26 protein-coding genes are annotated in these 25004 nt (G+C 74.0%); 6 read left to right on the top strand and 20 right to left on the bottom strand.

Going from position 1 to position 25004, the window contains the following annotated elements; all coding sequences use genetic code 11:
- Nucleotides 1-128: 128 nt before the first annotated feature.
- From Cba03nite_RS23185 to Cba03nite_RS23160, 6 genes are all read right to left on the bottom strand, one after another.
- Nucleotides 129-1223: a CU044_5270 family protein gene (locus Cba03nite_RS23185; protein WP_203749966.1), complete on the bottom strand. Its 1095-nt coding sequence runs from the start codon at nucleotides 1221-1223 to the stop codon at nucleotides 129-131.
- The gene (locus tag Cba03nite_RS23180; protein WP_203749964.1) at nucleotides 1195-1749 is read right to left on the bottom strand and encodes an RNA polymerase sigma factor; all 555 of its coding nucleotides are present in this window, start codon (nucleotides 1747-1749) and stop codon (nucleotides 1195-1197) included. Before Cba03nite_RS23180 ends, Cba03nite_RS23185 begins: the two co-directional genes overlap by 29 nt.
- Before the next feature lie 60 nt (nucleotides 1750-1809).
- Nucleotides 1810-2478, bottom strand: coding sequence for a spermine/spermidine synthase domain-containing protein (locus tag Cba03nite_RS23175; RefSeq protein WP_203749962.1), 669 nt, complete (start codon nucleotides 2476-2478; stop codon nucleotides 1810-1812).
- A 9-nt stretch (nucleotides 2479-2487) separates the two neighbouring features.
- Nucleotides 2488-3384, bottom strand: coding sequence for a methyltransferase domain-containing protein (locus Cba03nite_RS23170; protein WP_203749960.1), 897 nt, complete (start codon nucleotides 3382-3384; stop codon nucleotides 2488-2490).
- 142 nt (nucleotides 3385-3526) lie between these two features.
- Nucleotides 3527-4126, bottom strand: coding sequence for a DUF305 domain-containing protein (locus tag Cba03nite_RS23165; RefSeq protein ID WP_203749956.1), 600 nt, complete (start codon nucleotides 4124-4126; stop codon nucleotides 3527-3529).
- A gap of 71 nt (nucleotides 4127-4197) precedes the next feature.
- Nucleotides 4198-4998: a lytic polysaccharide monooxygenase gene (locus Cba03nite_RS23160; RefSeq protein ID WP_203749954.1), complete on the bottom strand. Its 801-nt coding sequence runs from the start codon at nucleotides 4996-4998 to the stop codon at nucleotides 4198-4200.
- A gap of 166 nt (nucleotides 4999-5164) precedes the next feature.
- On the opposite strand from Cba03nite_RS23160, the gene Cba03nite_RS23155 reads away from it, so the two are divergent.
- A complete protein-coding gene (locus Cba03nite_RS23155; RefSeq protein ID WP_239125974.1) occupies nucleotides 5165-6568 on the top strand; it encodes a serine/threonine-protein kinase in 1404 nt (467 codons plus the stop codon).
- A 106-nt stretch (nucleotides 6569-6674) separates the two neighbouring features.
- Here Cba03nite_RS23155 and Cba03nite_RS23150 read toward each other — a convergent pair whose 3' ends face one another.
- Entirely contained in the window at nucleotides 6675-7574 is a 900-nt protein-coding gene (locus Cba03nite_RS23150; RefSeq protein WP_203749950.1) for a LysR family transcriptional regulator, read from the bottom strand.
- Between the two features lie 72 nt (nucleotides 7575-7646).
- Between Cba03nite_RS23150 and Cba03nite_RS23145 the strand changes: the two genes are divergently transcribed.
- Both Cba03nite_RS23145 and Cba03nite_RS23140 read left to right on the top strand, forming a co-directional pair.
- Entirely contained in the window at nucleotides 7647-8549 is a 903-nt protein-coding gene (locus Cba03nite_RS23145) for a cyclase family protein (RefSeq protein WP_203749948.1), read from the top strand.
- On the top strand, nucleotides 8549-8830 hold the full coding sequence (locus tag Cba03nite_RS23140) for a CBU_0592 family membrane protein (RefSeq protein WP_203749946.1): 282 nt from the start codon (nucleotides 8549-8551) through the stop codon (nucleotides 8828-8830). Before Cba03nite_RS23145 ends, Cba03nite_RS23140 begins: the two co-directional genes overlap by 1 nt.
- A 42-nt stretch (nucleotides 8831-8872) precedes the next feature.
- On the opposite strand, the gene Cba03nite_RS23135 is transcribed toward Cba03nite_RS23140, so the two are convergent.
- From Cba03nite_RS23135 to Cba03nite_RS23120, 4 genes are all read right to left on the bottom strand, one after another.
- Nucleotides 8873-10129, bottom strand: coding sequence for an RNA polymerase sigma factor (locus Cba03nite_RS23135; protein ID WP_346112815.1), 1257 nt, complete (start codon nucleotides 10127-10129; stop codon nucleotides 8873-8875).
- Nucleotides 10126-10491 carry a YciI family protein gene (locus Cba03nite_RS23130; protein WP_203749944.1) on the bottom strand — a complete coding sequence of 122 codons (366 nt, stop codon included), beginning with the start codon at nucleotides 10489-10491 and terminating at the stop codon, nucleotides 10126-10128. The genes Cba03nite_RS23135 and Cba03nite_RS23130 overlap by 4 nt, the downstream gene beginning before the upstream one ends.
- Nucleotides 10492-10614: 123 nt before the next feature.
- Nucleotides 10615-11121: a GNAT family N-acetyltransferase gene (locus Cba03nite_RS23125; protein ID WP_239125963.1), complete on the bottom strand. Its 507-nt coding sequence runs from the start codon at nucleotides 11119-11121 to the stop codon at nucleotides 10615-10617.
- A gap of 127 nt (nucleotides 11122-11248) precedes the next feature.
- The gene (locus tag Cba03nite_RS23120; protein ID WP_203749941.1) at nucleotides 11249-11977 is read right to left on the bottom strand and encodes a sulfite exporter TauE/SafE family protein; all 729 of its coding nucleotides are present in this window, start codon (nucleotides 11975-11977) and stop codon (nucleotides 11249-11251) included.
- Nucleotides 11978-12103: 126 nt separating this feature from the next.
- Here Cba03nite_RS23120 and Cba03nite_RS23115 point away from each other — a divergent pair, with 126 nt between their 5' ends.
- Nucleotides 12104-12322 (top strand): hypothetical protein, encoded by a 219-nt coding sequence (locus Cba03nite_RS23115; RefSeq protein ID WP_203749938.1) that lies wholly within the window; start codon nucleotides 12104-12106, stop codon nucleotides 12320-12322.
- 82 nt (nucleotides 12323-12404) lie between these two features.
- On the opposite strand, the gene Cba03nite_RS23110 is transcribed toward Cba03nite_RS23115, so the two are convergent.
- From Cba03nite_RS23110 to Cba03nite_RS23085, 6 genes are all read right to left on the bottom strand, one after another.
- A complete protein-coding gene (locus tag Cba03nite_RS23110) occupies nucleotides 12405-13616 on the bottom strand; it encodes a hypothetical protein (RefSeq protein ID WP_203749935.1) in 1212 nt (403 codons plus the stop codon).
- Between the two features lie 137 nt (nucleotides 13617-13753).
- Nucleotides 13754-15499, bottom strand: a complete 1746-nt coding sequence (locus Cba03nite_RS23105; protein ID WP_203749933.1) for an aldehyde ferredoxin oxidoreductase C-terminal domain-containing protein — start codon at nucleotides 15497-15499, stop codon at nucleotides 13754-13756.
- On the bottom strand, nucleotides 15496-16491 hold the full coding sequence (locus Cba03nite_RS23100; protein ID WP_203749931.1) for an aldo/keto reductase: 996 nt from the start codon (nucleotides 16489-16491) through the stop codon (nucleotides 15496-15498). The genes Cba03nite_RS23105 and Cba03nite_RS23100 overlap by 4 nt, the downstream gene beginning before the upstream one ends.
- 22 nt (nucleotides 16492-16513) lie before the next feature.
- On the bottom strand, nucleotides 16514-17077 hold the full coding sequence (locus Cba03nite_RS23095) for a LutC/YkgG family protein (RefSeq protein WP_239125962.1): 564 nt from the start codon (nucleotides 17075-17077) through the stop codon (nucleotides 16514-16516).
- The gene (locus tag Cba03nite_RS23090) at nucleotides 17067-18497 is read right to left on the bottom strand and encodes a lactate utilization protein B (RefSeq protein WP_203749928.1); all 1431 of its coding nucleotides are present in this window, start codon (nucleotides 18495-18497) and stop codon (nucleotides 17067-17069) included. The genes Cba03nite_RS23095 and Cba03nite_RS23090 overlap by 11 nt, the downstream gene beginning before the upstream one ends.
- 121 nt (nucleotides 18498-18618) lie before the next feature.
- Nucleotides 18619-19299: a (Fe-S)-binding protein gene (locus Cba03nite_RS23085; RefSeq protein ID WP_203749925.1), complete on the bottom strand. Its 681-nt coding sequence runs from the start codon at nucleotides 19297-19299 to the stop codon at nucleotides 18619-18621.
- Between the two features lie 123 nt (nucleotides 19300-19422).
- Between Cba03nite_RS23085 and Cba03nite_RS23080 the strand changes: the two genes are divergently transcribed.
- Both Cba03nite_RS23080 and Cba03nite_RS23075 read left to right on the top strand, forming a co-directional pair.
- Nucleotides 19423-20730 (top strand): enolase C-terminal domain-like protein, encoded by a 1308-nt coding sequence (locus Cba03nite_RS23080; protein WP_203749922.1) that lies wholly within the window; start codon nucleotides 19423-19425, stop codon nucleotides 20728-20730.
- Entirely contained in the window at nucleotides 20723-21460 is a 738-nt protein-coding gene (locus Cba03nite_RS23075) for an SDR family NAD(P)-dependent oxidoreductase (protein WP_203749918.1), read from the top strand. The genes Cba03nite_RS23080 and Cba03nite_RS23075 overlap by 8 nt, the downstream gene beginning before the upstream one ends.
- A 78-nt stretch (nucleotides 21461-21538) precedes the next feature.
- Here Cba03nite_RS23075 and Cba03nite_RS23070 read toward each other — a convergent pair whose 3' ends face one another.
- The 3 genes from Cba03nite_RS23070 to Cba03nite_RS23060 form a co-directional block, all read right to left on the bottom strand.
- Nucleotides 21539-23098 (bottom strand): FG-GAP repeat protein, encoded by a 1560-nt coding sequence (locus Cba03nite_RS23070; RefSeq protein ID WP_203749915.1) that lies wholly within the window; start codon nucleotides 23096-23098, stop codon nucleotides 21539-21541.
- 198 nt (nucleotides 23099-23296) lie between these two features.
- Nucleotides 23297-24139, bottom strand: coding sequence for a fumarylacetoacetate hydrolase family protein (locus tag Cba03nite_RS23065; protein ID WP_203749912.1), 843 nt, complete (start codon nucleotides 24137-24139; stop codon nucleotides 23297-23299).
- Nucleotides 24136-25002, bottom strand: a complete 867-nt coding sequence (locus Cba03nite_RS23060; RefSeq protein WP_203749909.1) for an amidohydrolase family protein — start codon at nucleotides 25000-25002, stop codon at nucleotides 24136-24138. The genes Cba03nite_RS23065 and Cba03nite_RS23060 overlap by 4 nt, the downstream gene beginning before the upstream one ends.
- Nucleotides 25003-25004 lie beyond the last annotated feature (2 nt).

Genomic DNA, 25004 nt, shown 5'->3' with positions numbered 1-25004 from the left:
TACCGAGATGCCGCGGTCGGTGCTGCCGGCACCGCACTGCTCCGCTCGAAGCTCCCGCGACGGCGCCGGAACGGCATCGCGGGAGCTTCGAGCAAGGGCCGGGTGATCCGGTCCGTGCCGGTCACCGCTCAGGCGGCGGAGACGGCGGGTGCCTCGGGAGCGAACTCGGTCTCGGTCACCACGGTGTAGTAGCGCAGGGCGGTGGTGCCCGCCTCGCGGTGCTCCTCGGCCAGCATCGCGCCGGTGGTGAGGTCGACGATCAGGCGGGTCGTCTGGTCGGGGCCGTCGGCGTTGCGGAACGTGTACTCCACGCCGGCCCCGGGGCGGCCGAGCTGGTCCGTCACCTGCGCGAACGTGGTGATACCCGGCAGGTCCGCGAGCATCGTGTAGGCCGCGCTGCGGACCGGGGCGCTGACCGGTATCCGCAGCAGCAGCTCGACGGCCGCGGAGAACAGCACCTCGCTCTGGTAACGGCCGAGATCCTGCGGCTGGTAGCCCTCGGCGGTGCGCTGGGCCGCGTCGCTGCTCAGGATCATCTCCTTCAGCGCCGCAGGGTCGGCGGGCAGCTCCAGCACCTGCGCGGGCGTAAGGTCGGCGCCGCCGAGCTGGTACGTCTTCTCCGGGCCGCCGCCGCACTTGCGCTGACCGGGCGCGGCCGACAGCTCCCGGCCGCGGCCGGGCTCGCCGCCGGGCGGCCGGCTGGTCCAGGTCGACGGCGAACCGGCGGCCTTCCACGCGGCCACGTCGGCGTCCGAGGCGGGCTCGGCACCGAGCGAGGTGCTGCACTTGACGACCTTCCCGCCCGCGAAGGTGGGCAGCCACTCCTCCAGCTCCGTCCGGCCGAGCACGAAGTATCCGCCGACGTCGTAGCGGTTGCCCAGCTGCGAGGTCACGTGCCAGTAGCGGTCGGTGCCGTCGCCCTGCAGCGCCGCACGCTCGGCCGCGACCAGCAGCAACTGCCGCGCGTCGGCCGCGCCGGTGGCGCCGGGCACCTGGCCCGGGTCGGGGGCGGGGCTGCCCGCGGGGTGGGTGAGCTGGTTGATCCCGGCGATCGCCACGGCGGCGGCGAACGCGGTCGCGGCGAGCACCAGGCTGCGCCGCGGCGCGCTGCGGCGCGGGCCGGGCTGCGGGTGGGCGGTGATGGCGGCGAGGTCCACGGCGGCGGGATCGCCGTCGAGCGCGGCGGGGCGCACCTCAGCCAGCCGTTGCGACACGTTGTTCATCGGTGACTCTCCTGGGGGTGGACGGGCTGGAGACGACGGCGGACTGGGCGGAGACGACCTGCGCGAACCTCTTGCGCGCACGGTGCAGGCGGACCAGGAAGGTAGCCCGGGAGCAGCCGAGGACCTGCGCGGCCTGCCCCGTGGACAGGCCGTGCCAGGCCGTCAGCGTCAGGATCTCCCGGTCCCGGTCGGGCAGCCAGGCCAGCGCGGACAGGGTCGCCGCACGCTCGGTGACGCCGTCGGCGACGTCGTCGGCCTCGCGGATCCAGCGGGCCATCTCCTCGGCCAGCCCCGTCTGCCGCGCCTGGTCGCGGTAGCGCTCCAGCATGACGTTGCGGGCCACGCCGAGCAGCCAGGGCAGCGCCTGCGCGGGCACGTCGGCCAGCCGCCGCCAGGCGACCAGGTACGTCTCGCTGACCACGTCGTCGGCCAGCGGGCGGCCGGCGCGGCTGACCGCGTAGGCGTACACCTGCCGGTGATGTCGTTCGTACAGCGCGGTGAGCCGCGCGGCTGGGTCTGGTGTCACGGGTGCTCCCTCGGGCTCAGATCATGCCGTCACCGGGTAGTGCGCACCGGCCCCTGTTTCTTACACCCGATCTCTGGCTTTCTGCCGGGCCAGGTAGACGACGTCCGGCTCACCCCGCGCCACCTCGACCGCCAGCGTCTCCACGGGCCCGACGGCGTCCGCCAGGCGCGCGGCGTACGCCGGGGACGCCGAGGCGCTCCAGACCGCGAGCACCCCGCCGGGCGTCAGGCGGGCGCGCAGCAGCGCCAGGCCGTCCCCGCCGTAGAGCTGCGCGTTGGTGTCGAACACCGTCCAGTCCGGGCCGTTGTCCACGTCGAGGCAGATCGCGTCGAAGCGCTCGTCCGTGCCCGCCAGCCAGGTCACGATGTCGGCGGTGACCACCCGTACCCGCGGGTCGTCCAGCGCTCCGGCGCTGAACCGGCCCAGCGGCCCGCGGTGCCAGCCGACCAGCGCGGGCTCGATCTCGATGACGACGATCTCGGCAGGACGCGGCGACGCGGCGGCCTCTGCCAGCGAGAAGCCCACGCCCAGGCCGCCGATCAGCAGCCGGGAGCCGGGCGGCACCGCGTCCAGCGCGGCGCGCACCAGCAGCCGCTCCGACTCCCCCGCGCGGGTGTCCATCAGGAACACGCCGTTGCTGATCACCTCGTAGTGCCCGCCGCTCTCCCGCAGCACCAGCTCACCGCGTACGGTGCCGGTGCGCGCGACGGTGACCGCGCCGGAATCCATCCCGGCAGGCTACCTCGCCGCGCCGGGCTTGACCGCCGTGAGCGCGCCGCAGGTGACGACCCCGGTCGTGAATCCCTTGTGCATCAGCGGGACGGCGGCGAAGAAGCGCAGCACCTCCGCACCGCGCTGCCGGGCCAGCTGCATCATGTGCGCGCGGCCGCCCGCGGGCTGCTCCAGCTGCGCGAAGTCGAGATCCCAGGACCCGGCGGTCTGTATGGTCCAGTCGGCGGTGCGCACCTGCGCGAACCCGGCGGCCTCGGCCATGCGCCGGTGCGCCTCGATCGAGTCGAGGCTGGGCAGCACCTGGTTGTGCAGGATGCGGCGCACCAGGTCGGACTCGGCCGCGTCCAGCGGGCCCTCGCGTACCGCCCAGGTGTTGAGGGCCAGCACCCCACCCGGCCGCAGCGCCCGCAGCGCCACCTCGAAGAACGCGGGCCGGTCGGGGATGTGCATGAGGCTCTCCATCGCCCACACCACGTCGTACGCCCCCTCGGCGATGCCGCCGCCGAGCACGTCGGCCACCCGGAACCCGGTCCGCCCGGACAGGCCCTCCTCGGCCGCCCGCGCCGTGGCCCGGCCGACCTGCTCGCCGCTGAGCGTGATCCCGTCGATCTCGCAGCCCAGCCGTCCGGCCAGGTAGAGCGCCGGGCCGCCGTGGCCGCAGCCGACGTCGAGCACCCGCGACCCGGGCGCGATCCCGGCGAACCCGACCAGCTCCCGGATCAGCCGCTCGGTGGCCGGCCGCCGGTCGGCGGCGGTGGCGGGGCGCTCGCCCGCGTCCCAGTAACCGAGGTGGATGTCGTCGCCCCACAGCTGCGCGTAGAGGTCGGCGGTCCGGTCGTAGTAGGCGCCCACGGCCTGGCCGAGGTGTGCCGTGACGAAGCCGGGCAGGGTCTGGGTGTTCATGGCGCATCCTCCCGTGATGTGGCCGAGCCGTCGTCCAGAGACGACGATCAATCATATCAACGGTTGATGACTTCGTGGGGGCGGTGCGGACCGGGCTCCGCCCACGCGAAGGGAGAGGACGCGTGGGCGGAGCCCGGCTCGCTCAGCCGGAGACCATGGCGAGCAGCTGCTTGATCTGCTCGGTACGGGACCGGTCGATCCGGTTGGCGAGGTCCTTGGCCTGCGGATTGACACCGCCGCCCGCCTCCGTGCGGGCCATCTCGATCGCGTTGTGCTGATGGCCGATCAGGACGTTGAGGAAGGTGACCTGGAACTGCGCCTTGCTCGCCTTGCGCAGCGACGCCATCTCGTCGGCGGCGGTGATCGGCAGCGCCCCGTCCGCGCTGTGCGAGGCGTGCGCGGCGTGCGACGCCGAGCCGGTCAGCGGCTCGCCCCAGCCGGTCAGCCAGCCCCGCATGACCTCCAGCTCGGTCTGCTGGGTGGCCTCGATCGCCGCGGCCAGCAGCGCCACCCGCTCGTCGGTGCCGCGGGTGCGGGCCAGCTTGAGGATCTCCAGCGTCTGCCCGTGGTGGGCGACCATCATCTGCAGGAACGCCACGTCGACGTCGTTGTACCGGGCCTCGGCGGCGGGCGGCGCCGTCTGCGCCACCGCCGCGGGCACCACGGGCTCGGGCGTGGCCGAGCCGCAGCCGGCCAGCAGCGCGGCGGCCAGCGCGACCGCGGCGTAACGGAGCTTTCTCATAGGCACTGTCCTGTCCGGGACGGGGATGGACCGGCGGGCCGCCTGGTGGTACGGCCCGCCGGGGCCTGACATCAGATCGGCAGCCAGAGCGCGAGCGTGTAGTACGACGGCTCCCAGGTGACGATCGAGGTGTGCGCCTGTCGGCAGCGGTAGCGCACGCCCTGGTAGGTCACCTCGTCGCCGGTCCGGTACGTGGTGCCCGGCGCCCACTCCCCCGCCGGGGCGGACGGCGGGGTGGGCCGGGGCGGCACGGCGGTCGGCGTCGCCGAGGGCCGGGCGCTGGGCCGCACGCTCGGCGACGCCGAGGGACGCGGGGTGGGCCGGGCGCTGGGCGAGGGCGACGGCGCGGGGTTGCCGCCACCGCCGCCGATCTGCAGGTCGACGCAGTTGTAGAAGGCCATCGGGGTGTCGCCGATGTTCCAGATCGCGAGCAGCTTCTGCCGCCCGCTGAACCCGGCCAGGCTCACCTGGTGCGACACGGTCGCGTTCGGCTGCTTCCCGCCGTCCTCGAAGAACGCGACGCGCCGGTCGCCGATCCAGTACTCCCAGCTGCTGGTGGAGTGCCGGGCGGTGAGCACCCAGTTGAACGTCACCGACGTGCCCACCGAGGTGGCGGGCCAGTTGCGGCCGTCGTCGTTCAGCACGGCGAACTGGCTCAGGCCGCCGTGGCAGTTGCGCTGGCCCTTGGGCCCCTCGACGCTCTGCGGCTCGTACTGGATCGGCCCGCAGTCGCTCACCCGGCCCGACGCGCACAGCGCCTGGCGGCTCGGCGGGGAGGACACGTAACCGTGCGCGGAGGCCGGTGACGCGAACGTCAGCGACGCGGCCACGAAACCCAGCGCCGCGAGCGGATAGGCGACGAGTCTTCGCATGGATGGGCACTCCGTTCTGCCGTCGGCCGCGCGATGCGGCGATGACGAACGCTAACGAGAAGTCCCTTGTGGAGACCTTAAACGCTTCCCAAGATCGGCATAAACCTCGCCGTGCGTGATCGTGTTTAGGCCGGTGGCGGGCGGGTAGGCGGACGGGGTGAGCAGGATGCTGGGCGGGCGCTACCGCGTGGACGAGGAGGTCGGCCACGGCGGCATGGCCACCGTCTGGCGCGGCTACGACCTGCGGTTGCAGCGTCCCGTCGCGATCAAGATCCTGGATCCGGCACGGCTCGCCGACGGCGCCATGCGCCAGCGTTTCTGGCGCGAGGCCCAGGCCGTCGCCGCGCTGCCCCACCCGCACATCGTCGCCGTGTACGACGTCGCGCTGGAGGCCGACGAGGCGTACGTGGTGATGGAACTGGTCGACGGGCCCAGCGTGTCCGCCGTGCTGCAGGACGGGCCGCTGCCCCGCGCGCAGGCCGTCGATGTCGCGCTGCAGACCTGCGCCGCCCTGTCCGCCGCCCACGCGGCGGGCATGGTGCACCGCGACATCACCCCCGCCAACCTGCTGCTGTCCACGAGCGGGCTGGTCAAGGTGTGCGACTTCGGCATCGCCGCCTGGCAGGAGGCCGCGTACCCGTCGCTGGTCGCGGGCACCCGCGGCTACACCGCACCCGAGCAGGCCGCGGGCGGCCCCGTCGACCCGCGCACCGACCTGTTCGGGCTCGGCTGCACCCTGTACGCGATGCTCACCGGCGCGCCGCCGCCCGCGGGCCGCGGCGCGACCGGCGAACTGTCCGGAGTGCAGGAAGATCTTGAGCGACTCGGCATCCCGTCGCCGCTCGCGGAGGTCGTCGCGCGGCTCACCGCGCCCGACCCCGCCGACCGACCGTCCGGCGCCGGGCAGGCCGCCGCGCTGCTGACCGCCGCCGGCGAGCCGCGCCCCGATGCCGTCCCGCTGCCCGACGCGACCGCGCCCCTGCCCGGCGCCGTCCCGGCGAGCGCGACCGGCGACCACGGCACCATCCGGGAACGGCGGCCCGCCCCGCTCGTCGGTGTCGCGGCGGTGCCCCCGCCGCCCCTGCCGACGGCCCGCGTCGCCACCGCGCGCCCGGCCCCGCAACGGCCCGACCGCTGGCTGCGTCCCGTCGTGTGGGCCACCACCGGCGTGCTCGCCATCGTCGCGGGCCTGTTCTTCATCGTGTACGCGCTCGGCGGTCCCCCGCCCACCCCCCAGGCCGGCCCGTCCCAGCAGCCCGCCACGGCCGCCGTCACCCCGGCCGCCGCGCCCCTGCCGTCCGCCCGCCCCGCGGACCAGCTCGACCTGCTCCGCCGCGAGATCGACCGCCTCGCGCGCTCCGGCGGCCTCTCCCCGAAGGACGCCGGCGACCTGCGCAAGAAGGTCCAGGACGTGGAGAAACGCCTGCGCAAGGACGGCGACGACGCCGCCGAGAAGGCCGAGGACCTCCTGGACCGCCTCGACGATCTCCGCGCCGACGGCAGGCTCTCCGCCCCCGCGTACCAAACCCTCGCTCCACTCGCCACCCGCCTGGCCGACACCCTGACCTGACCCCGCGCAAGATCATGTTGATCTTGCGCGAAATGTTAGGGATATGTCCGATGTGAGCGTGTCGCACCCACAGTCCGCGCAAGATCGGCCGGGGAGGGGGCGGCGGTCACGGGGTGGGGGTGGTGATGGCGGTGGCGACGAGGCGGGCGGCGGGGGTGGGTTCGTGGCGGCCGCGGCGGTGGAGGAGTTCGAGGCGGCGGGCGCCGGGGAGGGGGGTGTGGATCACGCGGATGTCGGGGTGGGGGGCGGGGAGGGCCAGGGCGGGGACGACGGCGGCGGCGAGGCCGGCGGCGACGACGGAGAGGGCTGCCGGGAACTCGAGGCATTCGTGGCGGCGGTCCAGGGGCAGGCCGTGCTGGGCGGAGAGGCGGTCCATGACGCGGCGGACCGCGCTGCCGGGCGGGCCGTCGACCCACGGGCGGGTGCGCAGCACGTCGAGGTCGTTCACCTGGCCCCACGCGCGGGGGACCGCGAAGTGGTACGGGTCGTCGAGCAGCTTCGTCGACACCAGGCCCGCGGGGGCGCGCACCGGGTCGGCCGCGTCCGCCTCCACCACGAGCAGGTCCAGCTCGCCGGTGCGCAGCGCCGCCCGGCCGGGCTCCGGCTCGAACTGCCGGATGTGAACCGACACGCTCGGCGCGGTGACGGCCAGCTCGGCCGCCGCGGGCACCAGCAGGTGGCGGATCGCGGTCGGGAACGCGCCGACGGCCACCGGCCCGGCGACCTGCCCGGTGTATGCGGCCAGGTCGTGCTCGGCCGCCGCGAGCACCTCGCCCAGCCGCGCGGCGTGCCCGGCGAGCATGCGCCCGGCCGGGGTCAGCCCGGCGGCGCGCCGCCCGCCGAGCTGTGAGCGGTCCAGCAGGGTCACTCCGGTCTCCGCCTCCAGGCGGGCGATGTGCTGCGACACCGCCGACGGGGTCAGGTGCAGCACCGAGGCCGCGGCGAGCACCCCGCCCGCGTCGGCCACCGCACGGAGCACGGCCAGGCGGCGCGGATCGATCTGCATTAAGTCAGGCTACATACCGGATGAAGGAAACGTCGCTGGTGCTGAACGCGGGAAGACCCGAGGATGGAGATCATGACCGAGTACCGGGCGTCGTTCGACGCTGACGTGACCTTCCTCAACGGTGGTGGCCTGCAGGTCCAGGGCTTCCGGCTGGACGTGCCCGGCCCGGAGGCGAGCACGGACGAGCTGGCCGGGCTGTTCGTCGCGCATCTCGGCCTGCTGATGGTCGACCGGGTCGAGCTGACCGGGGTCGAGGTGTTCGCCGAGGCGCACAAGGGCTCACGCGGCGGCCCGTCCGGCGCGGCGGCGCGGCACCCGGCGCGGCTGGTCGACCTGAGCCACGTCGTCGAGGAGGGCATGACCACCTACCCGGGGCTGCCGGGCCCGGAGTTCGGCGAGCACCTGACCAGGGCGGCGTCGCGCGGCGTGTACGCCGAGGGCACCGAGTTCTCCATCGGCCGGATCAGCATGGTCGGCAACACGGGCACGTACGTCGATGCGCCGTTCCACCGCTACGAGGGCGGCGTCGACCTGGCCGGGCTGCCGCTGGCGTCGCTGGCCGACCTGCCCGTGGTCGTGGTCCGGTTGGAGGGCGCGGCCGAGCGCGGGGTCACCGCGCGGGCGCTGGCCGCGTACGACGTCGCGGGCAAGGCGGTGCTGCTGCACACCGGCTGGGACCGGCACTGGCGCACCGCGGAGTACGGCAACCCGGCCCCGTTCCTGACCGAGGACGGTGCGAAGCACCTGGTCGCGGCCGGGGCACGGCTGGTCGGCATCGACAGCGTCAACATCGACTCGACCGACGGCGGCGAGCGCCCGGCGCACACCATCCTGCTCGGCGCAGGTGTGCCGGTGCTGGAGCACCTGACGAACCTGTCCGCGCTGCCCGTGCACGGCGCCCGCCTGCACGCCGTGCCCGCCCCGGTCCGCGGCTTCGGCACGTTCCCGGTGCGCGCGTACGCCCTGGTGCCGTGATGGACCTGCTCATCGAGCTGATCGGCTGGGCCGGGGCGGCGGCGCTGCTGCTGGCGTACGGGCTGCTGTCCGGCGGGCGGATCACCTCCGGCACGGTGTACCAGCTGCTCAACCTGGGTGGCTCGGTCGCGCTCGCGGTGAACGCGTTCTACCACCGCGCCCTGCCGTCCGCCGTGCTGAACGTGATCTGGCTGGTCATCGGCCTCGCCGCGCTGCGCGGCCTGGCCGCCCGCCGCTCCCGCGACCGCGCCGCCGAGAGCACCCCGGCCCAGCGCACCTGAGCCGCACAGGGTTAAGAAGGGCACCTTCTTCTACGCATAGCGTTAAGAAGGTGCCCTTCCTTCGTCGAGGGCGGCGGCGCGGGTGAGGAGGTGGTGGCGTTCGGGGAGGCTGGTGGCGCGGGCGGCGGCGGCGCGGAAGGCGGCTGCGGCGGCGGCGCGGTCGCCGGACTGTTCGAGCAGGTGGGCCCGGGTGGCCAGGAGGCGGTGGTGGTCGCGCATGCGCGGGTCGGCGTCCAGGGTGGCCAGCAGGTCGAGGCCGGACCGGGGGCCGGTGACGTGGCCCACGGCGACGGCGCGGTTCATGGTGACGGCGGGGCTGGGGGCGACGCGTTCGAGCAGCTCGTACAGGGCGAGGATCTGGGGCCAGTCGGTGTCGGCCATGGTGGGCGCCTCGTCGTGCACGGCGGCGATGGCGGCCTGGAGCTGGTACGGGCCCACCTGGCCGCGGGGCAGGGCCTCGCTGACCAGGGCGACGCCTTCGCCGATCATGGCTTTGTCCCAGCGGGACCGGTCCTGTTCGGCCAGCGGGACGAGGCTGCCGTCGGCGGCGGTGCGGGCCGGGCGGCGGGCGTCGGTGAGCAGCATCAGCGCGAGCAGGCCGGCCACCTCAGCGTCGTCGGGCAGCAGGCGGCGCAGCCAGCGGGTCAGCCGGACCGCCTCGTCGGACAGCGGCGGGGCGGTGAGGTCCGGGCCGGTGGTGGTCGCGTACCCCTCATTGAAGATCAGGTAGAGCACCTGGAGCACGGCCCGCAGCCGTGCGTCCCGGTCGGCGGCGTCCGGCATCGCGAACGTCGCGCCCGCCGCCTGCACGCTCGCCTTGGCCCGGCTGATCCGCTGCGCCATCGTCGCCTGCGGCACCAGGAACGCCGCCGCGATCTGCTCCGTGCTCAGACCGCCCACCGCGCGCAGAGTCAGCGCGATCTGGCTGGGCGCCGACAGGGCCGGGTGGCAGCACAGGAACAGCAGCGACAGCGAGTCGTCCCGGTCGGCGGCCGGGTCCGCGTCGGCCGGGGCGCCCAGCAGCGCCGACTGCGGCGTGGCCAGCCACTGCGTCTCCTCGCGCCGCCGCCGGGCCGACTCGCTGCGCAGCTCGTCCAGCAGCCGGTGCGAGCCGACCGTGACCAGCCAGCCGCGGGGGTTGTCCGGCAGGCCGTCCACCGGCCACTTCTGCGCGGCGGCCAGCAGCGCCTCCTGCACCGCGTCCTCGCACGCGTCGAACATGCCGTAGCGGCGCACCAGGGCGCCGAGGACCTGCGGCGCCAGTTCGCGCAGCAGGCCCTCGACGGCCGGGTCGATCACAGGTCGTTGCCCGGAGCCTCGTGCAGGATCGGCCACAGCTCGACCGGGTCCTTGTCCGCCCACGGCATGTCCGCCGCGATCTCCTCCGCCCGCTGCTGGCTCTCGCAGTCCAGCAGGTAGAAGCTCGCGATGTACTCCTTGGTCTCCAGGTAGGGCCCGTCGGTCACCGCGGGCAGCCCGTCGACGCGCCGGACCAGCTTCGCCGCCGCCGCGTCGGCCGGGCCGTACGCGCCGAGCAGCTCGCCGGTCTCCTTGTACTTCACGTTCCAGGCGTCCTGCTTGGCGATCTCCGCCGGGAACTCCTCGGCCGGGATCGACGCCCACTTCTCCTGGTTGCCGTAGATCATCAGCAGGTACTTCATGTCGGTGTCCCTCCGGTCCGGCGGGCCCCGTCGGCCCGCCCTCACCTCACGGACGGAGCCGGCGCGGCCGTCTCTACATCCGCCACGAACATCTTCCAAGATTTTTTCCGGTACGCCGGGACGTCAGGCCCCGCGCAGGTCGTAGCGCCAGTCGTGGCTGCGCATGAGGCTGCCCGGCGGGTACTCGAACTCGGTCTCGCCGACCAGCTCGAATCCGGCCCGGCGGCAGATCGCGTTCGACGCGGTGTTGTCCACGCCCGGGTAGGCGTGCAGCCAGCGGTGCCGCCCCTCCGCGCGCACAACCTCGATCAGCGCCCGCGCCGCGGCCACCGCGACCCCCCGCCCCTGGAACTCCGGCAGCACGCTCCAGCCGGTCTCGTAGACCCGCTCGCCGTGCCACTCCCGTTCCCAGTGCCCGATGGTGCCCGCCGCGTCCCCCGACGCGACCAGCTCGACCCGGAACATCTGCCCCGTGCCCAGCGCCAGATACCGCCGGTGGCGGGCCTCCACCTGCTCGTCCGTCTCCGGCCCGCCGACATACCGCTTCATCTCCGGCGTGTTGATCCGGCGCAGCAGCGCCAGATCCCCCTCCGCCCATGGCACCAGCCGCACCACCTGAAGATCACTCACCCCTATACCCTCCCCCACCCGCTGCTGAGTCCCCACGGGAGGTCCATGATCGCGGTTTCGTGTCCAAAGGTGCGGTGTAGCCCCGGATTTGGACACGAACTCGCGATCAACGCCCCGGGTGGGCGGGTCAGGGGAGGCCGGTGGCGGCGTTGGCGAGGGCGGCCAGGGAGCTGATCACCAGGGCGCTGAGCACGACCTTCCGGAACGAGCCCGCGTCGAAGCCGGCGAACAGGCGGTTGCCCAGCCAGCCGCCCAGCGCCGCGGCGGGCAGCCCGATCCCGGCCATCGCCGCCGCGAGCGGGGTGAGCAGCCCGGTCAGCACGAACCCGGCCACCGCGATCGGCGACACCGTCACGAACAGCAGCGCCAGCGTGGCCCGGAACGACCGCGGCTCCAGCCGCATCGCCTGCAGCGCCGCCACCAGCGGCGGCCCGTTCGTCGCGGTCGCCGTGGTGAGCAGCCCGGACAGCAGCCCGGCACCCCGCAGCGCCCAGCCGGTGGGCGAGATCCGCCAGCCCCGCCACACGATCACGGTGCAGCCGAGCGTCACCACCGCGATCACCGCGACCAGCGCGTAGTCCGGCAGCAGCCGCAGCGCGAGCAGCCCCAGCGGCAGCCCGAGCAGCACGGACAGCAGCAGCCGCCGCGCGGCGGGCACGTCGACGTGGCGGCGGTGGGCGTACGCGGTGACCCCGTTCATGCACATGCTCACGACCGTGGCGGCGACGACGGCCGGCTGCGGCCCGACGCCCATCGCCAGCAGCGGCACGGCGACCAGCGAGAAGCCGAAGCCCGACACCGACTGGGCGAACGCCGCCAGCGTGATCACGGCGAAGGCGAACAGGTACAGGTTCACGGCCGGTCACCGTACCCGTACCGGCACTCCGGGCGGGCATGATGGCGACGGAATGTGAACCACCGCGCTCCCGGCCGGCCGGAAAACCGGAGGAGAACGACGCGGATCGCTGTTACCGTCGCCGCCATGACAACGCTGGTTCAGGTCGACCTGAGATCCGGAAACCGGATGCTGACGTGCTGGGTGGAGCCCAAGGTCAGAGTCGGTGACCGGATCACGCTGAAGGACACCGAGGAGCCCGGCCGCGGCTGGGACGTGCTGCGCGTCGGCGAGCGGCGCGAGTCCACCGACATCAAGCGCGGCTGGGACTTCGACCACAAGCGCGGCTCGCGCAAAGCCGCCTGACCGCACCATCCGATCATGATCAAAGCTCCGGCCGTGCTGGTGGAACAGCACGGCCGGAGCTTTGATCATGTGAGTGGAGGCGTCAGTTGCGCCGCGCGGAGTAGCTCTTGGAGTTGTCGGACGCGTTCACGTCCTGCGGACCGGCGCCGTTGACGCGCTGGTTGCGGCCCCGCTTGCGGCGCTTCGACCCGTTGTGGAGGTGCTCGTCGACCGCCGCGTCCTCCCGCTGCGCGGACTTGCCCGCGGCCTGCTTGTCCCGCTGCCCTTCCGCCCCGGCGGGCGACGAACCGTTGGCGGAGACGACCTGCTCCGCCGCCCGGCCCAGGCTCTCGGCCCCGCCAGCCTGCACGGACTCGGCAGCCGCGGCGCGGTGCTCGGCCAGCCCTACCGGCTCGATGGCGACAGGCTCCACGAACCTGGGTGCCACCACCAGCTCGACCTGCTCAGACTCGCCGGTCTCCACCTGCCCGAACCCGGACGTGCCGCTCGGCTTCAGCCGCTCGGATCCAGCGTGCTTCGCGGGCTCTGCCCCAGCCGCCGGCTCGGTCGGCTCGGGCTTCCCGGCGCTCGGCTTCGCGGGGCCGCTCCTGGACGCGGCGTCCCCTGCGACCGGCTTGGCGAAACCGGCCTTGGCCGAGGGCTCGGCTATCGTCGGCTCCGGCTGCGCGGTGCGCTCGACTGCCGAAATCACCGGCTCCGGGCGGACGGTGTCCGTCACGTGGAGCGACGGGCTTGGTTCGGGGTCGTCGGGGACGTGGCTCGGCAGCCCGTGCACGGGCGGCGGCGCCAGCTTGGTGGGCGGCTTGGCGCGGGTCGCGGGTTTCGCGGCGGCGGCCCGCCCGGCGGCGACGCGGGCCGCGGAGATCTCGTCGTTGTCCTGCTTGCGCCGGTGGGCCAGCGCGAGCTGGTAGTCCCGCTTCGCGGCGTACGCCTCGTCCTCGGCGTCCTGCCGGATGGCCCGCGCCTCCTCGTACGCCTTGCGCAGCACTTCGAAGGCGGTCCGCCGCAGCGACTCCGCCTCCTTCTCGGCCATGCGCAGGATCGCCTGCACGCGGGGGCCGACGCTGGCCAGCGGCCGGGCCTCGGCGAGTTCGGAGGTCAGTTTGGAGATCTCGATGCGGGCGGCGCCGAGCTGGTTCTCGGCGACGGACAGCCGCTGGATCTCGGCGGCCAGCCGCCGCATCCTCCGCGAGGTGTCCTCGACGTAGGCGTCCACCTGGTCCATCGAGTATCCCCACAGCGCAGTCGAGAACATGTCCTCACTGCGTACCTGGTCAGGGGCGGTACGAGCCATGCAGTAAGCCTAGGCAGCGAGTGGGCCCTGCCGAGCGGATTCGCCCGATTGCGGCGGTCCGATCAGGCTGGTTTCTCCGCCCGATCCGGATCATGCGCGTTTCGCGCAACGCGGTGCCGGGAACCGTACCTCGACGGTCACGCCCACTGGCGGCGCAGCACCTGCACGGCGACGCCGAACGCCACCCGGTCCAGCACCGCTCCCCGGTGCGGGCCGGCGGCGACCGGCTCGGCGAAGAACCGGTCCGGCAGGGTGCCGGGCGCGACGCCGAGCAGGTCGTTGAGCGCCTGCTGGGCGCGCAGCCGCTCGCGGCCCAGGCTGAGCAGCTGCGCCACGGTGACGGGCCGCCCCGAGGTGGCGCGGACCAGCTCGCACACCCGGTCGGCGGTCAGCGGCCGGGTCGGGGTGCTGGCGTACGGGCAGATCAGCAGCGCGTCGAGCCCGCTCCACAGGTCGGCCAGCAGCAACGTGCGCGCGACGTCCAGGGTGGACGCGGGGGCGGGCACGGACAGCCCGAGCCGTTCTGCCTCGTCGAAGCAGTGCGGCAGGCCGTGCACGGGGTCGAAGTCGAGGTCGTGCTCGATCACGTCGTAGCGCGGGCCGGTCGGCGCGGCGGCGTACATCAGGCCCAGGCCCGGCTGCACCCGCGGGTCGAACGGCGGCAGCTCGACGCCGCAGCCGGTCATCGCCAGCTCCGGCGCGCCGAGCCGGGCGGCCAGCTCGGCGGCGCCCAGCCCCAGCGGGTGATCCGGGGTCGCGGCCAGCCCGGCCAGCTCGGCGAGCAGCCCGGACGCGCCGAACCCGATGCCTTCGGGCAGCCGGTCGGCGAGCCAGGCAGGCAGCGGGCCCCGCTCGGCGGCCTCGAAGACGCAGGCCAGGGTGCCGCCGAGGGACACCGGGTCGAGCCCGAGGTCCTGGCAGCGGGCGTTGGCGTCCAGGATCGCGGCCAGGTCGCCGATGCCGAGGTTCGGCCCCAGCATCGCCACCGCCTCCTGGTGCAGGCCCGCGCCCGCGTACTCCTTGACGCAGTCGTTCGGGCAGCCGGGGCAGCCGCCGCCGGAGCGGGTCAGCAGCGGCGTGTAGCGGTCGGGGTGCAGGCCGGGCCAGGAGGCAGGCGCGGTGGCGGTGTCGGCGAAGTTGCGTACGGCGGCGGTGCCGGGCTGGTCGGCGGTGCCGGGCCAGGACCCGAAGCCGGGGACCGCGTGCTGCCGGCCGGCCAGCGGGTGGCCCGGCATCTCGCGGCGGTACGCGGTGAACAGCGCCTGCGCCGCGAGCACGTCGTACGGCCACGGGGCGGCGCCGGACGGCACGCACACCACGGCCTTGACGTGACGCGCGCCGAGCACGGCCCCGAACCCGAGCCGGGGCAGCGGGAACGCGCCGCAGGTCAGCACGCTGGCGTAGCGGTTGCCGGCCTCGCCCGCCGGTCCGATCACGGCGACCGCCGCGCCGGGTCCGTGCCGCTCGGCGAGCGCGGCCGTGGCCTGCCGGGTGTCCGTCCCCCACAGCTCACCGGCCGGGTGCACGGTGGCCCGCCCGGCCTCGACGACCACGTACGACGGCTGCTCGGCGCGGCCGCTCAGCCCGATGCCGGTGATCCCGGCGGCGCGCATCCCGGCCGCGTACGGGCCTTCCGCCCGCGTCTCGGCGACGGCCCCCGACAGCGGTGACACGCCGACGGCGGCGCAGCGCGCGGTGCCGACCGCGCCGAGCCCGCCGACGGTGCTGGTGACCAGCGCGACCGGCAGCCGGTGGTCGTGCGGCCCGGTGGCCGAGGGCAGCGCGCGGCGCAGCGCCGCCAGCGCCTGCAGCGGCCCGCCCCAGCCGACCGCCGGCTCGGTGTACTGGCCGCCGGTGTCCAGGTCGAGGTGCAGGTAGGTCATGCGGGGACGGGGGCGTCGGGGCGCAGCAGGCCCTCGGCGACCAGGTCGGCCCACAGCGCGGCGGGCGGGGCGGGCTGGGCGAACCAGTCGGCGCTGCGCTCGATGTGACCGGGCTTGCCCGCGCCGACTACCACGGACGCCACGGCCGGGTGGGCGGCGGCGAAGGCGAGCGCGGCCTGGGGCAGGGTGACGCCGTGCCGGCGGCAGGCGGTCGCGATGCCCTGGGCGCGGGCGAGGACCTCGGCGGGGGCGGTGCCGTACTCGTACGGGCGGGTCTCGTCGGGCCACTCGACGGCGAGCAGGCCGCTGTTGAACACGCCCACGTTCACCACGCTGATGCCGCGCTTGACGCAGGTGGGCAGGACGTCGTCGAGGGCGGGCTGCTCCAGCAGGGTGTACCGCCCGGCGATCATGAGCACGTCCACGTCGGTCTCGGTCGCGAACCGGGCCAGGACGCCGGGGTCCTTGGAGCCGACGCCGACCGCGCCGATCACGCCCTCGCGGCGCAGCGCGTCCAGCGCCGGGTACGCCTCGCGCAGCGCCTGCTCGGCGTCCGGGCTCTCGTCGGGGTCGTGCATGAGCACGATGTCGATGCGGTCCAGGCCGAGCCGGGCGAGGCTGTCGCCGATGCTGCGGCGTACGCCGCCGGCGCTGAAGTCCCACACCCGCCGCCGCGTCGCGGGCACCGCGAAGCCGTTGGCCAGGTCGTCGCCGGTGCCGTCGGGATCGTCGACGAGGATACGGCCGACCTTGGTGGACAGCGCGTACGCGTCGCGCGGATACGCGGCCAGTCCCCGGCCCAGGCGCTGCTCGGACAGGCCCAGGCCGTAGTGCGGGGCGGTGTCGAAGTAGCGCACGCCCGCGTCCCAGGCGGCGGCGACGGTCGCGGCGGCCTGGTCGTCGGGCACGGCGCGGTAGAGGTTGCCGATGGACGCCGCGCCGAGGCCGAGCGGGCTGACCGCCACGGTGGAGCTGCCGAGCGGATTCGTCATGGGGTGCCTTCCCTCGGGTCGGTCAGTGGACGCAGACGATGTCGAGGCGGCGCGGCCCGTGCACGCCCTCGACCCGGTTGAGCTCGATGTCGCTGGTGGCCGACGGCCCGGAGATCATCGTCAAAGGACGGGTGGGATCGGGCAGCGCGGTGATCATGTCGGGCACGTCGGCGACGACCTGCGCGTCGCGTACGACACAGACGTGGTGGTCCGGGACCAGGGTCAGCAGCCGCCGGCCCTGCCCGGCCCCGGCGTCGAGCACGATGGTGCCGGTCTCCGCGATCGCCACCGCGCAGCCGGTCAGCACCGAGACGCCGGGGGCGTCCAGGTCCGCGGCGGTCAGGCCGGTGATCGGCGCGGCCGCGCCGGACCCGGCCGGGCCCGCGGGCGAGGCGCCGTCGAGCAGCAGCGGCACGGTCAGTCCGTCGATCCACTCCTGCGGCAGGCCGGGCGGGATCACCACCCGGGACGCGGCGGACAGCAGCCGGGCCAGCACCTCGCGCAGCTCGGCCGCGGTGCAGTGGTGGATCCCGGCGCGGTAGTCCCCGGCCCGCTCGGCGAACAGCAACGGCAGGTCAGGACTCATGGGTGCGCCTCCACCAGTCACGGAACGTCTCGGCTGCGGGCAGCGGGGCGTCGCGGTGGCGGGTCCACGCCGACAGCGGCCACGGGGCCCGGTGCAGGGTGCCGCCCCGGCGGCGGGTCAGCGCACGCAGCGGCGCGCTGCCGGTGCGGGCGGCCCGCAGCGCCAGGCGCCAGCGGCGGCGGTCGCGCATGACCCAGCTCAGCGAGGCCATCGCGGCGCGCTCGGCGGCCGGTTTGGGGCCGGTCTGGCGCAGGTGGATCAGGATCTCCGGGATATTGATCTTCACGGGGCAGACGTCGTAGCAGGCCCCGCAGAGCGTCGAGGCGTACGGCAGGGTGCGGTTGAAGCCCGCGTCCTGGCCGGTGAGCTGCGGCGACAGGATCGCGCCGATCGGCCCGGGGTAGACGGAGCCGTAGGCGTGGCCGCCCGCGCGCTCGTACACCGGGCACACGTTCAGACAGGCCGAGCAGCGGATGCAGCGCAGCGCGGCCCGGCCCACCGGGTCCTGCGCGACCGTGGTCCGCCCGTTGTCCAGCAGCACCACGTGCAGCCGCCGCGGCCCGTCGCCGGGCGTCACCCCGGTGAAGATCGAGGTGTACGGGTTCATCCGCTCGCCGGTCGACGAGCGCGGCAGCAGCCGCAGGAAGTCGCCCAGGTCGGCGAAGCGGGGCAGCAGCTTCTCCACCCCGACCACGGCGATCAGCGTCTCCGGCAGGGTCAGGCACATGCGGCCGTTGCCCTCGGACTCGACGATGACCAGCGAGCCGGTCTCCGCGACGGCGAAGTTCGCCCCGCACACCGCCACCTTCGCGGCGAGGAAGGTGCGGCGCAGGTACTCCCGCGCGGCCCCGGCGAGCACCGCGGGCTCGTCGGACGCGGCGGTGAAGCCGGGCATCCGCCGCGCGAACAGCTCACGGATCTGGCTGCGGTTGTAGTGGATCGCCGGGACCAGGATGTGCGACGGGGTGTCGTCGGCGAGCTGCACGATCAGCTCGGCGAGGTCGGTCTCGATCGGCGTGATGCCCGCGGCCTCCAGTGCCTCGTTGAGCCCGATCTCCTGGGTCGCCATCGACTTGATCTTCACAACCTGGTCGGCCTGCTCGGCTCTGACCAGCTCGGTGACGATCGCGTTGGCTTGCGCGGCGTCGCGGGCATGATGCACGGTCGCGCCCGCCGCCGTGACGGCCTGCTCGAACTGCGTCAGCAGCTTCGGCAGCCGGGCGATGACGTCGTCCTTGACGGCTGCGGCCCGGTCGCGCAGCGCCTCCCAGTCGGGCACCTCGGCCACGACCCGGGCCCGCTTGTCACGGATGGTCCGGGTGGCCCGCCCCAGGTTCGCCCGCAACTGCGCGTCGCCCAGCTCCCGCCGCGCCGCCTCAGCAAACGCCTCCCCCGCCACGATCGGCAGCTCCCTGCTCACGGCGTACCCCCATGATCACGACGATCTTGCGCGAACTGTTGCCCTTTCGCCCGGATAGTGCGTGTCGCACCCACAGTCCGCGCAAGATCAGCGCGGGAGAGGGCGGTGGCGGTCGGGGCGGTCATGAGGCGGGGCCGGTTGAGGCGAGGATTTCGGCGTAGTGGATCGGGGTGGGGGCGGCGGGGTGGCGGGCCAGGGCGCCGCCGATGTGGGAGAGGCAGGAGTTGTCGGCGGCGGCGAGGTAGTCGGCGCCGGTGGCGGTGGCGTTGCGGCACTTGTCGGTGACCATGGCGGCAGAGACGTCGCTGTTCTTGAGGGCGAAGGTGCCGCCGAAGCCGCAGCACTGGTCGGCCTCGGGGAGGTCGATCAGCTCCAGGCCGCGCACCGCGCGCAGCAGGGTCTCGGGGCGGTCGGCCAGGCGCAGCACGCGCAGGCCGTGGCAGGTGGGATGGTAGGTGACGCGGTGCGGGAAGGTCGCGCCGACGTCCGTCACGCCGAGCACGTCGATGAGCAGCTCGGACAGTTCGTAGACGGGCAGCGAGGTGTGCGCGCGCAGGTGGGCGACGCAGGAGCCGGACGGCGAGACGATCACGTCGTGGCCGGCGAACGCCTGCTCGGTGAGGCGCTCCAGGGTGCGGGCGGGCGCGGCGTAGCCGGTGTTGGCGTGCATCTGGCCGCAGCACGACTGGGCCTGCGGGAACGACACGGTGTGGCCGAGGCGTTCCAGCACCGTCACCGTGGCGATCCCGGCGCGCGGGAAGAGCGCGTCGTTGAGGCATGTGACGAACAGTGCGATCCGCATGCGGGCGATCCCCCTCTCTGGACGGTGTCTTGCTCTTGGGGCTAGATCCTATAGGATCCATGATGTAGCCGGAAGGAGCAATCACATGCCGACGCGTCACTCCCCACCCCGGGGCGCCGTGCGATGAAGGTCATTGATCTGCGCGTACGCGACATCCGCTTCCCCACCTCCCGCAGCCTCGACGGCTCCGACGCGATGAACCCCGACCCCGACTACTCGGCCGCCTACATCGAGCTCGTCACCGACGGCGAGACCGACGGGCACGGTTTCACCTTCACCATCGGGCGGGGCAACGACATCTGCGCCGCGGCGATCGCAGCGCTTGCACCATATGTGGTGGGACGCGAAGTGGACACCCTCGACCTCGGCGAGTTCAGCCGGCGGCTGACCCACGACTCGCAGCTGCGCTGGCTGGGGCCGGAGAAGGGGGTCATGCACCTGGCCGCCGGGGCCGTCATCAACGCCGCGTGGGACCTGGCCGCCCGCCGCGCGGGGCTGCCGCTGTGGCAGTACCTCACCAGCCTGTCCCCGGACACCATCGTGGACTGTGTGGACTGGCGCTACCTCACCGACGCGCTCACCCCGGCCGCCGCGCGCGACCTGCTCGCCGACCGGCTGCCCGGCCGCGCCGAGCGAGCCGAGGAGCTGCTGGCCGGCGGCTACCCGGCATACACCACGTCGGCGGGCTGGCTCGGCTACGACGACGCGAAGGTGACCCGCCGCGCGCTGCGCGCCCAGGCCGACGGCTTCGCCATGGTGAAGCTGAAGGTCGGCGCGGACCTGCACGACGACCTGCGCCGCTTCACCGCCGCCCGCGAGGCGCTCGGCCCGGACTTCCCGATCGGCATCGACGCCAACCAGCGGTGGGGCGTCGGCGAGGCGATCGGCTGGGTGTCCGCGCTCGGCCACCTGGGGCCGTACTGGATCGAGGAGCCGACCAGCCCCGACGAGATCCTCGGGCACGCCGCGATCCGCACCGGCCTGGCGCACGCCGGGCCCGGCGGCAGCCCGATCCGGGTCGCCACCGGCGAGCACGTGCACAACCGCATCATGTTCAAGCAGCTGCTCCAGGCCGACGCGGTGGACGTCGTGCAGATCGACTCGGCCCGGGTCGCCGGGGTCAACGAGAACCTCGCGATCCTGCTGATGGCGGCCGCGTTCGGCAAGCCGGTGTGCCCGCACGCGGGCGGAGTCGGCCTGTGCGAGCTGGTGCAGCACCTGTCCTTCTTCGACTACACGTCCGTGTCGGCGTCCCTGTCCGGCCGGATGATCGAGTACGTGGACCACCTGCACGAGCACTTCGCCGACCCGGTGCGCATCGTGAACGGCCGCTACGCCGCGCCGGTCGCGCCAGGCTTCTCGGCCCGCATGCACGAGGAGTCGCTCACCCGCTACGCCTTCCCCGACGGCCCGGAGTGGAAAGATGTCTGAGTACGCAGGCCTGGTCGCCGCCGTCACCGGTGGCGCGTCCGGCATCGGCGCGGCCGTCGCGGACCTGCTCGCCGCACGCGGCGCGGCGGTGGCGATCCTCGACCGCGCGCCCGGCGAGGGCGGACCGCACCTCGCGGTGACCGCCGACGTCACCGCGTCCCTCGACGACGCGATGGCCCGGGTGGTGGCCACTCTCGGCAGCCTCGACATCCTGGTCAACTGCGCCGGGATCAGCGCGGTGGGCACCGTCGAGCAGGCCGGCGACGACGAATGGCAACGTTGCCTCGACGTCAACGTGGTCGGCGTGGCACGGGCCAGCCGCGCCGCGCTGCCGTACCTGCGCGGCTCCAAGAGCGGCGTGATCGTCAACATCTCGTCGATCGCGGCCGGCGCCGGGCTGGTGAACCGGGCCGTCTACTCGGCGACCAAGGGCGCGGTGCACGCGCTGACCCTGGCCATGGCCGCCGATCTGGTCGGCGAGGGCATCCGGGTGGTCTGCGTGGCACCGGGCACGGTGGACACGCCGTGGGTGGCCCGGCTGCTGGCCGACGCCGCCGACCCGGCCGAGGAGAAGCGGAAGCTGGCGGCCCGCCAGCCCACCGGGCGGCTGGTCACCGCGGACGAGGTCGCCGAGGCGGTCGCCTACCTGGCCTCGCCGCGCTCCGGCGCCACCACCGGCACGTCACTCGCGGTCGACGGCGGGATGAGCGGCCTGCGCCTCGTTCGCTGACCGCCGCCTTGCCGGGCAAAGCTCCGTTCCCGCTGTTCAGCGGCGGGAACGGAGCCTCGATCATGGGTGCGGCGGCGCCTACGGGCGGCCGAAGCTGCCCAGGATGACGTCGGTCGGCGTCTGGACGTAGTGGGCCGGGGTCTGCTCGCCGAACTGCTGCCCGCCGGGGACGCCCTGGAAGATGTACAGCGCGCCGTTCTGCGGCAGCGTGCCGCCGGTCGCGCCGGGATGCCCGACGATCAGGTCACCCTGATTGTTGTCGTGCCAGCGGTCGATCACGGTCAGCCACTGGCCGAACCGGCCGTCCGTCTGGTTGGTCAGGCCGATCGAGGACAGGCTGAGCTGCGTGCTGCCCGCGCCGAGCACGGCCGCGCCCGGCACGATCGCCACCACCCCGCCGTCGGCGTGGGTCGAGACGTCCTCACCCGGCGCTCCGATGGCCAGGTCGAACGGCGCGGTGCCGTTGATCTCGCCAGTGGCGACGGCGGCCCCGAAGCGGTCGCCCGCGGTCGGGGTGCCCGGGATGCCCGGAGCGCTGCCCTGGCCGAGCAGTTGCCGGGATGCCGCCGCGATGCCGCCGGGGCGGCCCTCCAGCACGACCACGGCGCCGGCCGCGGCCTTGCCCTTGACGTCGCTGTCCGGCGTGCCCGCGATGACCTCGGCGAGGCCGTCGCCGGTGACGTCGGCGACGGTCAGCTGGGTGCCGAAGCCGTGCACCACCACGTTCGCGGAGGACAGCTCCGTGCCGGTGACCACGTCGGCGCCGGTGGTGACCAGGCCGTCGTCGGTGCCGGGCAGCAGCAGCACGTTGCCGCCGCCGACCGCCGAGCCGATCGCGAGGTCGCCGTTGCCGTCACCGGTGACGTCGCCGATCGCCAGCGCCCGGCCGAAGTTCTCGTCCGGCCCGGCGGGCGCGCCGGGCACGCTCGCCAGCCCGGTGTGGAAGCGCTGCGCGCCGGTGACGGTCAGGCCGGTGGCGGAGCCGTAGAGCACGGTCACCGCGCCCTCGCCCGGGTAGGCCCCCGACGTCTCGCCGGGGGCGCCGATCGCCAGATCGGCGTACCCGTCGCCGGTGATGTCGCCGAGGGCCAGCGCCGCGCCGAAGCGGTCGCCCGCGTTACCGCCGCCCGGCACGCCCTCGGTGTTCTGCTCCCAGTAGGTGCTGAACGAGATGTTGAGCCCCGCCTGGAAACCGGGCACCACCCACACGGCCCCGGCGCCCGCGGCGTGCCCCGGCATGCCGAGCACGAGGTCGTCGAAGCCGTCGTGGTCGAGGTCGCCCGTGGCGACCGCCTCGATCGAGTCCTTGACCGCCGGGCCGTAGAAGACGCAGCGCTGCCCGGTGAGCCGTACGACCACCAGCCGGTTGCCGGTGACCTCGTTGGTGCCGAAGCTGACGATGTCCTCGGACAGGTCGCCGTCGAAGTCGGACCGGGTGTGCCCGCGCCCGCCGCCACCGTGCACAGGCAGCGGCACGTCACAGGCCATCCGCAGCTCGTTGACGTGGTCCCGGGCGGAGTAGATCGAGGCGTACCCGATCGGCGCCGCCCCGGCGGCGGGTGACACCGCGGTGAGCTGTGCCGCGACCAGCGCGGCGACGGCCGCTGTCGCACCCGTGGCGATTCTCGTCGATCTCATATGGCCCCCGTTCATGAGCAAAGAAGCAGATCGATCGAGACTACGTTCGGGGCAGGCGCCGCCACTGACCGTGAATGTGTCACATCACCGACGGCGAAACCCTTTGTTCTCAGCTGCTTCCGCGCATGAACGAACGATGTGGACGGAGGCGGTGCGGCACGCCGCCGGCCGCACCGCCTCCGCGTCTGCGGGCCGAGGTCAGGCCTGGCCCATGGTGACGCGCTGGCGGCCCAGCCCGTCGATCTCGACCTCGACCACGTCGCCCTCGGCCAGGTACGGGAACCGGCCGGACAGGCCCACGCCCTGCGGCGTGCCGGTGTTCACCACGTCGCCCGGGTCGAGCACGGTGTACTGCGACAGGTGCCAGACCAGGTACGCCACGTCGAAGATCATGTCCTTGGTGCTGGAGTCCTGCCGGACCTCGCCGTTGACCCATGAGCGCAGGCCCAGCCCCTGCACGTCGGCGATCTCGTCGGGGGTGACCAGCCACGGCCCGAGCGGCTGGAACGTCTCGCAGGACTTGCCCTTGGACCACTGCCCGCCCGACTGGTGCAGCTGGAAGTCCCGCTCGGACACGTCGTTGGACAGCAGGTAACCGGCGACGTGGTCGAGGGCCCGCGCCGGGGACTCCAGGTAACGCGCCCGGCGGCCGATGACCACCGCCAGCTCGACCTCCCAGTCGGTGGTGGTCGAGCCGCGCGGGATGAGCACCTCGTCGTACGGGCCGACGACGCTGTTCGGGGCCTTGTAGAAGACGATCGGGGTGGCCGGCGGCGGCGCGCCCGACTCGGCGGCGTGCGCCGCGTAGTTCTGCCCCACGCACAGCACCACACCCGGCCGGGCCACCGGCGCGCCCACCCGGAGCCCGGTCACGTCGATCTCGGGCAGCCCGGCCTGGGACGCGCGCACCCGGGCGATCCCGTCGTCGGCCAGGAACGCCCCGTCGATGTCGGCGGTGATCCCCGACAGGTCGTAGTGCCGCCCGCCGGACAGCAGCACCGGCTTCTCCGCGCCGGGCGCGCCGACCCGCATGAACTTCATCGGTTGATCTCCAGATCGTAGGTGTGTACGGCGGTGCCGCCCTCGACGGCGGCCCGCTCCGAGGGCGACAGCCCGGACAGGCACTGGGTGACCGCGGAGATCGCGTCGGCGTACGTGGCGACCAGCTCGCACACCGGCCAGTCCGAGCCGACCATGACGCGGTCGGGGCCGAACAGCTCCAGCGCGGTCTCCACGAACGGCGCGATCGCCTCGGCCGTCCAGCCCGGACCGGCCTCGGTGAGCAGCCCCGACAGTTTCGCCACGGCGTTGTCGCAGATCGCCAGCGGGGCCACCGCGTCCCGCCAGTCGCGCAGCCCGTCCGCCGTGATGCTCGGTTTGCCCAGGTGGTCGAGGACGAACATGGTGTTGGGCACGGCCTGCACCGCCGCCGCGCAGGCGGGCAGCTGATCGGCGCGCACCACCAGGTCGAAGGCGAGCCCGGCGGAGCCGATCGCGCGCAGCGCGCCGCGTACGTCCGGCCTGGCCAGATAGGCCGGATCCGCGACGGCCTGCACCTGGTCGCGGATGCCCACCAGCAGATCGCCGCCAGGCCCGGCGAGCAGCGCGGCGATGGTGCCGGGCAGGTCGGGATCGGTCAGCGAGGCCCAGCCGACCACTCCGGCGATCTCCGGGGTCTGCCCGGCGAGGGCCAGGAAGCGCTCGGTCTCCTCCAGCCGGCACTGCCCGGCCTCGACCAGCACGGTAAAGTCGATCTTCGCGGTGGGCAGCTCGCGGCGCAGGTCGTCGACCGTGTAGTCGCGCCGCAGCCGCTCCAGGCCGGGTTCGCCCAGCCAGGCGTAGTCGGCGGTCCACAGGTGGTGGTGCGCGTCGATCCGCACGTGGTCGCCCTTCCCTAGGATCATAG

The organism is Catellatospora bangladeshensis (assembly GCF_016862575.1).
GTDB lineage: Bacteria > Actinomycetota > Actinomycetes > Mycobacteriales > Micromonosporaceae > Catellatospora > Catellatospora bangladeshensis.
Note: the sequence above shows the minus strand (reverse complement) of the source record. Positions and strands in the feature narration are given on the sequence as shown.